Origin of the sequence: Alkalitalea saponilacus (assembly GCF_900168165.1) — a bacterium.
GTDB lineage: Bacteria > Bacteroidota > Bacteroidia > Bacteroidales > Marinilabiliaceae > Natronoflexus > Natronoflexus saponilacus.
In genome coordinates this window covers 101,009-113,153 of sequence record NZ_FUYV01000011.1, presented here as the reverse complement: position 1 = coordinate 113,153, position 12,145 = coordinate 101,009, and the positions used below count along the sequence as shown (strand labels likewise).

Annotated in this window: 9 protein-coding genes; 7 read left to right on the top strand and 2 right to left on the bottom strand. The window is 40.2% G+C overall.

The annotated features are described in order from the left end of the window. Positions 1 to 207: 207 nt before the first annotated feature. Positions 208 to 555 (top strand): 50S ribosomal protein L19, encoded by a 348-nt coding sequence (gene rplS / locus B5X70_RS10245; protein WP_079557807.1) that lies wholly within the window; start codon positions 208 to 210, stop codon positions 553 to 555. Positions 556 to 641: 86 nt separating this feature from the next. Here the strand turns inward: rplS and B5X70_RS10240 are convergent, their stop codons facing one another. After that, the gene (locus B5X70_RS10240) at positions 642 to 3,176 is read right to left on the bottom strand and encodes an AsmA-like C-terminal region-containing protein (RefSeq protein WP_079557806.1); all 2,535 of its coding nucleotides are present in this window, start codon (positions 3,174 to 3,176) and stop codon (positions 642 to 644) included. A gap of 676 nt (positions 3,177 to 3,852) precedes the next feature. On the opposite strand from B5X70_RS10240, the gene B5X70_RS10235 reads away from it, so the two are divergent. The 6 genes from B5X70_RS10235 to B5X70_RS10210 all read left to right on the top strand — a co-directional run bounded on the left by B5X70_RS10235 (position 3,853) and on the right by B5X70_RS10210 (position 11,352). Continuing rightward, positions 3,853 to 4,185, top strand: coding sequence for a hypothetical protein (locus B5X70_RS10235; RefSeq protein ID WP_079557805.1), 333 nt, complete (start codon positions 3,853 to 3,855; stop codon positions 4,183 to 4,185). An 83-nt stretch (positions 4,186 to 4,268) separates the two neighbouring features. Beyond that, positions 4,269 to 4,448 (top strand): hypothetical protein, encoded by a 180-nt coding sequence (locus B5X70_RS10230; protein WP_079557804.1) that lies wholly within the window; start codon positions 4,269 to 4,271, stop codon positions 4,446 to 4,448. Between the two features lie 120 nt (positions 4,449 to 4,568). Next, positions 4,569 to 6,698 carry an ATP-binding protein gene (locus B5X70_RS10225; RefSeq protein ID WP_079557803.1) on the top strand — a complete coding sequence of 710 codons (2,130 nt, stop codon included), beginning with the start codon at positions 4,569 to 4,571 and terminating at the stop codon, positions 6,696 to 6,698. A 247-nt stretch (positions 6,699 to 6,945) separates the two neighbouring features. Continuing rightward, positions 6,946 to 8,394, top strand: coding sequence for a PQQ-dependent sugar dehydrogenase (locus B5X70_RS10220; RefSeq protein WP_079557802.1), 1,449 nt, complete (start codon positions 6,946 to 6,948; stop codon positions 8,392 to 8,394). A gap of 232 nt (positions 8,395 to 8,626) precedes the next feature. Next, positions 8,627 to 10,885, top strand: coding sequence for a TonB-dependent receptor (locus B5X70_RS10215; RefSeq protein ID WP_079557801.1), 2,259 nt, complete (start codon positions 8,627 to 8,629; stop codon positions 10,883 to 10,885). Positions 10,886 to 10,911: 26 nt separating this feature from the next. Next, the gene (locus B5X70_RS10210) at positions 10,912 to 11,352 is read left to right on the top strand and encodes a septal ring lytic transglycosylase RlpA family protein (RefSeq protein WP_088328821.1); all 441 of its coding nucleotides are present in this window, start codon (positions 10,912 to 10,914) and stop codon (positions 11,350 to 11,352) included. A 19-nt stretch (positions 11,353 to 11,371) separates the two neighbouring features. Here the strand turns inward: B5X70_RS10210 and B5X70_RS10205 are convergent, their stop codons facing one another. Next, a complete protein-coding gene (locus B5X70_RS10205) occupies positions 11,372 to 12,073 on the bottom strand; it encodes a type 1 glutamine amidotransferase (RefSeq protein ID WP_079557800.1) in 702 nt (233 codons plus the stop codon). Positions 12,074 to 12,145: the final 72 nt, after the last annotated feature.

The window sequence follows — 12,145 nt, the reverse complement described above, 5'->3', positions numbered from 1 at the left end:
GCATTATACATACACAATTTACTTATAAGTCCTTGTCTATCCTCTAACGATCTATTGTCTTATCCTTATGACCCAAAATAAAACAAAATTCTCTTCCATAATTAAAAGTAAAAGTGTACTTTTGCGGCTCATTCGTGTAATCTCTTGCTGAACATAGGGGTCAGACAATATTGCACGGTTAAGTTTAATCTTCAAAAGCAAAAGAAAATGGACTTGATGAAAGTTGCTGAAGAGGCCTTTAACACAGGTGTAGAAACTCCACAGTTTGGAGCTGGTGATACTGTGTCTGTTCACTACAAAATTAAAGAGGGTGCCAAAGAACGTGTTCAGGTATTCCGTGGTACTGTTATCCAGGTAAAAGGAGCAGGCGTTAGTAAAAGGTTTACAGTACGGAAAATGTCAAACAACGTTGGTGTTGAGCGTATTTTCCCAATTAACTCGCCTTTTATTGATAAAATTGAGGTGAACAGAAAAGGTAAAGTTCGTCGCGCAAGAATTTACTACTTCCGCGAACTTACAGGTAAAAAAGCACGTATTAAGGAAAAAAGAATTTAAGGACAATATCTTCCTTTTTCACATTAAAAAACCGTCCATCATTTTTGATGAACGGTTTTTTGTTATATCATATCATCTGATTCATCCTACCTGAATCTATCTCTCAGTCTTCTTCCGGCATCTTCAATTTTCTCCTGCACATTTTCATCTTTGAGAATCTCTTCCACTCCTTGTTCTATGACACGTTCGGCGGCACGCTCTACCTCACGACGAACCTCATCGCGCACAGCACGTTGCAAGTCATCTGCATTTATAGCGAGCTTAGGATCAGATGGAGTTCCGGTAATATTTATACCGAGCATCACGTCACCACCCGATGACGAAATATTTCCACCCAACAACCCTGCCACGTTACTGATTTCACTTCGGCTCACCGGCATGCGCATGGTAAAGTCCATTTGCTGGTCCAGGCTCTGTGTTCCTGCAATGTTAACCGATTTACCAAAAACCTCAACATCAAAAGGCTCAACGGTTAGATTTCCATTTTCGATGGTAAAGTTGACCCTCACATTGCGGGCATTGGCAACCTTGTACTTTTCATCACGCAACATGGTAGCCATGGCATCCTGTACTTTTGAACCACTCACCTCAATGTTATTTGAGCGAAGATTCCCGCCTCCATTAAATGTATTGAGAAGCGGACTCATGTCATCTCCAAGAATGGTATTAAACTTGAAGGAAGAAGATACCTGTCCCTGAGCATTTTTTGCCACAGGCAAAAAAGATTCAACCATGCTAAATGAGTGCGCAGCCATATTGATATCAAAAGAGTTTATGGCCAGGTCAAAATCCACAAACGGACGAATGGTATCCTGGGTGTTATATTCTCCATTCATCACCATATTTCCATTTAAGAGATGCGTTCTTAATGCATTCATCACCACACGAGAGTCTTTAATTAGCAGATTTCCGGTTGTGTTGGTTAAATCCAACCTGTCGTACAAAATTCGGTCAATACGGGTACTCATGTTGAATTCAATGTTACCCGGAATCAATACTTTTTGTAATGGCTCTACCTCCTGATCGGCATCCAATGGCTCGTCTCCGGCCAATGCCATCAGTTCGTTGGTATTAATGAACTGACTTACATGATCCAGACGCCCTTTAAGGGTTCCATCTTTCAGAGCAAATGCCAGATAGTTTTCAAGTCGACCGGTAAGACCAAAATCGCTCTCTCCTACCCTGCTGGCAAAAGATCTCAACTCAAGATAACGTGGTGAGAAAAAGAGATCGGCCTCGCTGATGGTCACTCCCATTGGGAAATCCGGACTTCGGAACTCGAAGTTGGTCAGAGTGACATTTCCATTGGCCTTGATATCCTCATACTGCTCATTTTCAATCATGTTGTAATCGCCATCCAGCGTGAGATCTGAGGTTATAAGGCCTTTTAGGTCAATACTGTCCATTGGAATGGCATCGGACAGCGAAGCCAGGTCGATAGATCCTATCATGGCTCCTTTAAATACGGCGTTTGAAATGGGTGTGGAGATGTGCAGATTCGCGTCAAACGGATTGTTGTCCAGTTCAAAGTGGAAAGTACGAATTTCTGCTATGGTATTATCCATTGAGCCACCCGGGTTATCAACCTGAAAAAATATTTGAATATTGTTGATGGATTTAGGCAAATCAGGATACTGAATCATACCATTTTTCACATCCAAAAGAACATTAAAGGCCGGGAGGTTGTCTTCATCGATGTACTTCCCTTTGGCTGTAGCTTCAAGCGTCAATGAACCTTCGGTGTGCAATCCTTCCAAATCCTGCATAAAGACTTCAGGCACCAGTGCCAGAAGCGTTCGGAATTCGGTTTGACGTGCAGCCATTCGTAAATCCATATCATACCCTTCGTCCAACATGGCAACATAACCTTCCATGAAAAGAGGAATCCTACTAAATATCAATTCATTGTCTTCAAACGTGAAGACCATGTTCTCCAAATCAGCTGCCACATCGGCTCTCAAATCAATGGTGGCTTTGTTAAGGTAGCGGATATTGTCCATCTCCAGATCAAAGGCTTCCACATTGCTTACCAAATTAATGGTAGTGTGCGATTCAGTAAAATCTCCACGAACTCTGGAATTAAACCCTTTCAAAGAGGTTTTTAAGTTCATGGTGGCATCACTGTATGAGAGTGCAGCATCACGAATTTCGAAGGATTGAAGCTGAATGCTAAAAGCCGGCATTTCAGCGTCCTCGTCATCAGCAACCGGTGCAGGTGCGTCCGATTCAGGTACAATATCCCAGTTGGCTATTGAATCACTGTTAACCTTTAAATTAATCGTGGGTTTATTTACCAATACTGACCGAATATCGATGGCATCTCCTCTGATGGCACTCATTACATCAACTGCCAACGAGAAACTTCCAACGTGAACCAGCGTATCGCCTTCAAAGGGAGCATCGTTGATGATGGTGAGGCCATCCAGTCCCAAGCGCAGGTTTGGAAAATTACGTATCAGCGATAAAGAGAACTTGTCCCATGAAACCGTTGCGTGAACCTCCTCATTGATGATCTCTTTGACCTTGGTTTCTATCTTTCCTTTAAACAAAAAAGGAAGAATTAATAACAGCAGGAAAATTCCCGCCAAAACGCCAAAAAATATTTTCAAAAACTTTTTCATGAATGTCTATATTAATATTAAGGGTTATAATAGATTGTATGAGTTTAGAGTTTAAGGTTTTAGATGTTAAATGATTTACTAATGATTGATTTTTTATTTAATGAAGCACAAGTCCATTAAAACAGCGATATACATAACAACAACGAACCATTAGGGTTAAAATATTTGTTTCAAATTTAATAAAATGGAGCAAACAGTACTATGTCTTATCCAAAAATAATACCGAATCGGGTTTTTTCAAAAATTTAGTTGTCAGGGCTAAGCACCGAATGTTCTGTCAATAAATGTTTTTCTACTAAGATTACAGGGCTAACGCCCCTTGAATTCATCTTAACGTATATAAATAGGGGCGTAGCCCTGATATCTTCGTAGAAATAGTCACTACTAATGGTTTTAGGGGCGTAGCTCTGGCATCTTAGTAATATTTTATGCCCGCACACAACTAAATTTAAACAGTTACTAATAGCTTAGTGTCTTCCAGTATCCGTGACTTTAGCGCAGGATTTAATTGCGTTTAATTTCTTCCTCAGTTATATTGAAATATAAGACTATTAATCAAATAAAAGCATCAATTAGTCAAGTTTATTCATCAAGGCAAATTAACTTATGATAACAAAAAGTCAAATTTTATTATATTTACGTGATATTTTTAAAATTTAACCCAAAAAAAAATCAAATGGAAAAACTAGTACCCTATGTTAACCTCGGCTATGAAAACGACAATTCGGGGAATTTGAACGAGTTCATCCTGAATGTTTCGGCTATGCTGCCTGATGATAGTAAAACAAAAATATCAGGCGATGGCAAAATCAGTGACGATAAACATTACCGCCCAATCACAATTGATTATAACGGTGGTTCAAAAGAACTTAAAGAATTTGATTTTAAAATTAAAATCAAAAGAAAAGACATTGGACTGCTGGAGAGAGGCATTAAGGTGGAATTAGCAGAAGCAGGTGCTAAAGATCACGGTAAAAAAGGTGTTATTATAGATTATGGATGGCCATAGTAGAATGGCCGTTCTTATAACATGAAACATGGGTTTTAATAACCTATCAATAACTATTAATTAACAACTTAAACAATTATCCTATGTCTAATATTAAATATTTAATTCTTACGATGTTTGCGCTTGTTTTGTTTGCCGCATGCAGCAAAGAAGACGATGTGAATACCATTCAACCGGAAATGGAAGATGAAATTACAATATCTGTTGATGTTGTTATGGATGGCGGGAAAAGAGGTGTTATAGTAGAATATGGATGGCCATAGTAGAGAATACTATGATTAAAATATGAAAAGCAAAGGTGTTAATACACCTTTGCTTTTCAATAAAATATATTAACGAAAGGTCACTTTCATTCTTTTCAAAAGTCTTTTAAGTGGGAGTTTATGATTTCTTCAGTTCATCATATCATTAAGTCAACCTCCATCCTCAAGTTTTTGGGAATTATTGTTTTGCTTTTTATTTGTCCCCACATTAATGGGGCAATTAATTATTCAGATTCTATTTTTCATCAATACATCAAATACTATAACAACGATCAAAACTCTGAAATAATTGAATTGGCCAAATCGACCTCCCTATTTTATCCGCTAAGCAAGAATGACTCCATCAATTTATACCAACACATAACCCACAACCCACATTTTGAAACCTTTCTACTGTTGAATGCAGCCATTTATTATGAGAAAAATCAACAAACAGAATTGGCCATTCATCGCTACAACGAACTAATATCCTCACCAAAAACCGAAAAAGAGATTTACACCTACTCACTAAACACGCTCTTTCATCTATATCTCAATAATCATGAACTTGAGAAGTGTCAGAAAATCTGTCTCAAACTTTTAGATTTATACTCTTCGAATAATGATTCCCATGGACTTGCACAAACATACCTCTTTATGGGTCGTGTATATATGCAATTAAGAAACATCGTTCAGGCCATGGAGCATTTGGAAAAGGCTTATGAAAAAGCCAATAAAACCGAGGATACCCAATTAAAACTATCTATACAATCTGCAATTGGAGCAACATTTCGAATGGATGGCGATTTCCTGAATGCTAAAAAGCAGTTCATTTCAATTATGAATCACCCTCAAACACCTATCAACCAATATGGAAGTGCCACATTTAACATGGCTTCCATATATCTTCAAAACAATAAATATGATAAAGCAATTGACTTTCTTAATCAAAGCCTTGAAATTTTCTCAGAACTTAATGATTCAATGCGCATCAGCAATGTTAAAAACAATCTGGCTCATATTTATATTCAACAAAAGAACTATCCCAAAGCCATTGAAAACCTCTATTCAGTGGCAGAATTTGCAAAAAGCTCCAACAATGGAGAAATGCTAATTAACGTGTATTATAACCTGTTACAAACATTCATAAACCTAAAACAACCAGACTCTGCATTAATCTATCTGGATAAATATATTGATTTGAACATTGCTAATTGGAACGACCAACAATCTGCTCATATTTTGAAACTGGAAAAACAGTATCAGTTCGAAAACCAGCAACGCCAGATTGAATTGTTAAAAACAGAAGATGAACTGCAAAAAGCCAGATTCAGGAACATCCAAATCTTACTAATCGTTATTGTAGTTATATCCATGTTGTTTTTAGCAGGGGGAGTGATATTTTACAGGCAAAAACAGCGCATTCGGAAATCACATAAACTACTGGTATCGCGTGACAAAGAGATTCACAGAATTAATGTGGAACTTAATCAGAGTAATTTGGCAAAAGACCGCATTTTGTCCATAATTGGTCACGACCTGAGAGGTCCCATCGGGAGTCTGCGTGATTTATCCGGCTATTATGCCGTAAATCCCGAACAAACGGAAGAAGAAATACAGGACTATCTAAAGATGAGTCATGAGTCCTCAACATCTCTTTATTACCTGTTGGAGAATCTTCTTGCATGGGGCAACAGTCAGAAAGGAAGCATACATTTTTCTCCCGATAAAATCCAGCTAAAACCGGTTGTACAGCAGGTTATCAACTTATTGAATGTATCTCTCAACCAAAAAAATATTAATTTTGAAGTTGCTGTTCCAACAGATATATATGTGTTTGCAGATATACAGATGCTCAAGACAATATTGCGCAACCTGATTTCCAATTCCATCAAGTTCTCAACCAGCAACACGCGAATAACTGTTTCGGCAAAAATAAATATTGACTCCGGTTTTGCCGAAATATCCGTTGAAGATCAAGGTATAGGAATTTCAGCCGAACAGATTAAAAGCCTTTTCACTGAAAAAGAGACATTCTTCCTGCAAAAATCAGCTGACGCCGGCGGGACAGGTTTGGGGCTAATTCTATGCAAAGAGTTTGTGGAAATTCATAAAGGAACTATTTGGGCATGTTCCCAACCCCAACAAGGAACAAAAATCTGCTTTACGCTCCCAACTTATATTCCTGAATCAACTGAAAAAACAGACAGGAAGGTCAATGAACATCAAACACCGAAGTTTTCTCATCACACTGCACGTGAACCCCGGTAGTTTGGTAACGATTTAAAAGTTACTGCAACCACGATACATATCTCCACACCGATATCGCTTCTTGTTTACAACGAAAATAACTTCTGGTCTGCTTTCATAAAAAACACGAAACATTATCACATCTTACATGTTATTTTAGTGTTAACAACTTGAATTATAAATAAAGAAGCAGTAAATTTATTTATATTACCAATTGATGTGTGGACTACATTCAAAATAATTATATATCCTAAAAAAAACCTATATCATGAATTTCAAACATCTCTTTACATTTTTACTTCTTTCATTATCCATGGCCGTTTTTTGGCTGGTTACAGCTTCAACATGTTCCGATTCAAAAAAAGTCTCTTTCGATATGGACATCTCGGACAAATCTCTGGCCATCTCAAATTACGAACGTTATTGTGCCTCTTGTCACGGACTTAACATGGAACGCTTTGCCGGCGAAGACCGCGAAGCCATGTTTAACATGCCTCTGGAGGATATGATCGCCATCATCAGGGATGGAGATATTGAGTCGGGAATGCCTGCCTTTGGACAATCAATGAGCGCCAGAGAAATCAATGACATGGCTGTTTACATTCTCACCGATATGAAAGAGGCCAATCAAAGTCATGATTACCGACCCAGCATAGGGGAAATTCATGAATCGGAAAAAGTCACCTTCCGTTTGGATACTGTTGCAACAGGTCTGGAGGTTCCCTGGGGACTAACCTGGCTTCCAGATGGAGATATGCTGGTGGCCGAGCGAAGCGGTCATTTGTTCCGCTTTAGAGACGGTGTTTTTGTGAGTATGATAGAAGACCTCCCCCCCATTTTTGTTCATGGACAGGGAGGATTAATGGATGTTCGCCTCCATCCTGATTACGAAAATAACGGTTGGCTCTATCTGGCCTATTCTACCTACGGACCACAGGGCCCCTCACAAGGTGGTAACACGGCCATCATGCGTGCCCGCCTGCAGGATAACCGTTTGGTTGATAAAGAAGAGCTGTTTAAAGGACTACCTGATACACGGAATGGTGTGCATTTTGGTTCACGTATGGTTTTCGGAGACGACGGCTATCTCTATTTCTCCATTGGCGACCGTGGTAACTGGGATAATTCACAGGATTTGACCAATCACGCCGGAAAAATACACCGCATTGCAGAGGACGGAACCATACCGCAGGGCAATCCATTTGTCAACGAACCTGGCGCCATGGGCACCATCTGGTCCTACGGACACAGGAATCCTCAGGGGTTGGTAAAACACCCCGAAACGGGTGTTTTATGGTCGCATGAGCATGGCCCAAAAGGAGGCGATGAACTCAACATCATTGAGAAAGGGCTCAATTACGGATGGCCGGTGATTTCATACGGCATCAATTACGATGGCAGCATCATCACCGAAAAAACCGAAAAAGAAGGCATGGAGCAACCGGTGATTGAATGGACTCCCTCCATTGCACCCTGCGGAATGACATTTGTAACCGGAGAGCCATTTAAAGCTTGGGAAAACAGCATTTTGTCCGGATCGTTAAGTTTCAGGTACCTGGTTAGAAACGAGATAGTTGGAAACGAAGTCGTGCATGAGGAGATATTGTTGCGTGAAATAGGTCGCGTACGGAATGTAGAAATGGGACCTGATGGCTACGTTTATGTGGCTGTTGAAAATCCGGGTGTTATTTTCAGACTGGTGCCGGTTGGGGATTGAACTATGCTAGAAGTTTTAAGTTAGAAGTTTGGGGTTGAGAGTTGATGGTTTTGAGTTGATGGTTTTGAGTTAAGGGTTTTAGTTAAGGGTTTTAGTTAAGGGTTTTAGTTAAGATAAAACTTAGAACTTAAAACCTAGAACTTAGAACCTAGAACATTAAACCTAAAACAGGTAAATCTATTGACTATTTCTTGAAAAGAGTCACCTTAGGTGATAAATATGAATAGAATTGATGAAAATTATATTGTTTTTAACATTGTTATTTTGGACAACGGTTTCGTTGGGACAAAGGACAGTTGTGGTTCAGGATAAATTAAATAAACAGCCGATACCGGCTGTTTATTTGCTTTGTAGCGGCCGTCAGGTTGCTGTGAGCAACCATCGCGGAGAAATTGGTATTCCTTCAGAATTTTCATGTTCCGTTTTAGTTTTATCACACATATCATACGAAAACAAGAGGATCGTAATTGACAGCATCGTCCCAAACCAAGCCATTTTTCTAACCCCTACTGAGAGCCAACTGGATGAAGTACTGGTGACTGCTACCCCGTTTCACAGAACCACAGCGGCCATTCCGGGAAGCATCTCTGTTTTATCGGGGCAAATCCTCCAATCCGGACAGCAAACGGATATAAAACCATATCTTGAACAAATCCCCGGCATTCAAATGCAGGCCGGGGCACTTAATACGGCCAGACTGACCATCAGAGGAATAGGGAGCAGAACGCCCTACGCTTCCAATCGCATTAAAGCCTATTTTGATGATATCCCTCTCACCAGTGGCGATGGAGCAACCATTGTTGAAGACCTGGAAATAAACGAGATGGGGAGAATTGAAGTCATTAAAGGCCCTTCATCGGCACTATATGGATCCGGACTGGGTGGAACCATCGTCATTCGCCCCGCACCCGTTCCACATGGCTGGAATGCTTCTGCACTGGCAGAAACAGGCTCGTTTAATTTGTTGCGAGGAGGTACTTCGATATCCCACAGAGATTCTGCATCTTATATAAGTGGTGCATTTTACAGAACAACCATGGATGGCTACCGCCAAAACAGCCGGTACGAGCGCACCAACCTCATGTTCAGAGGAGGGGTTTCGCTGAATTCATTTCAGGATTCGCAAACAAGTACTCACAAACTTTCGTTTTTAGTCAACCATGTGGACCTGATGGCTCAAATCCCCAGTTCCATCAGTCGTGAAGCATATTTAAACAACCCGCGAAGTGCCGCTGCAAACTGGCTCGCCATCCGCGGTTACCAAAGCTATAAAAAATGGCAGGCCGGAGTTTCATTGCAATCGCAACTCACCCCCCTGCTCAATAATCGCATCGCCATTTACGGCATATACAACGATGCTTATGAACCACGCCCATTCAACACACTGGATGAACTAACCAAAACCCTTGGCATTCGCCAACAGATCTTGTATACAGGCAACAACATTTCCTTTTCTTTTGGAGGCGAATTCTTCACTGAAACCTATCAGTGGAAAATCTTTGAAACAATAGGTGAAGAAAGAGGAGAACAGGAATTCAACAGCAAGGAACGAAGAAATTACTATAACATCTTTGCACACGCAGAAAAGGAGTTTGAAACCGGAACCATTGTAACGGCAGGCGTCAATCTGCACCAACTCTTTTATCGCACCAATATTATTTTCCCTGAAAACGAACCGGAAGAGAAACATCGATATTCACCAGTTATCTCGCCACGACTGGCCATCAACCAGAGGTTGTGGCCGGGAAATTATCTTTTTGCTTCGGTTGGACACGGATTTTCAGCACCTTCGCCCGAAGAAGCGCTGCTTCCAGATGGAGGCATCAACCGGGAACTTAAACCCGAAGAGGGAATAAATTACGAAGGTGGTATCAGAAGTTCCATTATATCGAACCGATTGAACCTTGATTTAACCGCCTACCGGATAAACATTCGCAATTTGCTGATGACACGCAGGGATGCCGAGGATGTCTTCTACGGAGAAAACGCCGGGAAAACCGTCCATTACGGATTGGAAACCTCTGCATTTTTTCACATTACCAATCCCTTCATTTTACCTGAGCATTCAATCAGGGTTACACATACCCTTATGCAAAATAAATTCAAGCGTTTTGAGCAGGTAGATGAAGATTTTCGCAACAAAAAGCTACCGGGATTACCCGGTAGTTCACTGAATATCACAATGACCAATACGTTGCTTACAAACCTCAGTTTACATACCTCCCTTCAGCATATCAGTCGCCAATTTCTGAATGATGCCAACACTTTAACCTATTCAGGGCACGAACTCATCGATTTATCATTGAACTATCGATACACAAACGGATGGATAAAAGATTTAAGAGTTACAGCAGGTGTACAAAATCTCTTGGATCGTCGTCATGCTTCCATGGTGCTGGTCAATGCCCCATCGTTTGGGAATACTGCTCCAAGATATTATTATCCGGGGCTTCCTCGCAGATATTTTGTAAATTTGAGAGTTAATATATAGTGCTCAATAGATTCTAAAACAGCTCAATGTTAAAGGACTTCATGCACATACGAGAGAAGGTTTTTGGCACACCTGTTATGCAAAAAACTCTGATTATATTGCTCATAATGGCTGTTGTAGCATCCATTTGGCCATCAGAGAATAATCCGGAAACCGCTGAAACAGAAACACCATCATACATTGAGTTCGGCATTGCCTCCTATTACGCCAATCTTTTTCAGGGAAGGCCTACTGCATCGGGTGAAATATATTACCACCACTTACCAACAGCAGCGCATCAGACGTTACCACTGGGCAGTAGGGTGCTGGTTACTTGCATGGAGACGAAAAACAGCATTGAAGTCACCATTAACGATCGGGGGCCATTTGTGGGTGAAAGAATCATAGACCTTTCAAGGTCTTCTTTTTCGGCCATCAATGATTTAAGGAAAGGGTTGATATATGTAAAAATTGAGGTGATTGAGTGATATAATTCTGTCTCTACATTTACTCTGAAATCCAATAATGAAGAATTTCCTTCATCAGGATATTGCAATGCGGAGCAAATTGAATATTAGATGAAATTTCATCTGAAGATTGAACATAAGTGCCGGTGCCAGACAGATCATCCAACCCGTTTTCCAGCATCTGCGCAAGACTGTCATCGGTGCATTCCAAATGGAACTGCAAACCTATGATGCCGTTCTGTGCATAAAATGCCTGATTTCTATTTGCTTTGGATGAGAGTAAATCGATGGCACCTTCAGGAATTTCAAATTGATCTCCATGCCAGTGAAATACGATTGGGTTTCCACAGAATAATTTGTAAAACCATTGTAAGCCTGTGCATTCGTCTGTTGGCAATACCTGAAACCAACCAATTTCTTTATGCTCTGCCTGTGAAACCTCTGCTCCGAGACAATGCGCTATAAGTTGTGCTCCAAGACAAATCCCCAGAATTTTCTTACCTGAATTGATGCACTCCTTAATAAAAACCTTTTCTTCTTTCAGCCATGCGTGAGAAGCTTCATCATAAACACCCATTGGCCCTCCCATCACAATTAAAGCATCTATCTCCTCTACTTTAGGAAGTTTATAATTCGTCTTATAAAAATGAGTTGAAGAAATTTGATACTGGTTTTCCTTCATCCAGATTTCTATATAACCCGGCCCCTCAAATTCGACGTGCTGAAAAAAATGGACTCTCATATTTTGTGAAGTTTAAAACAGTATATTCTAAGAACACCAAACAAGCTCAAAAAGCTGATTGAAAGCATATTA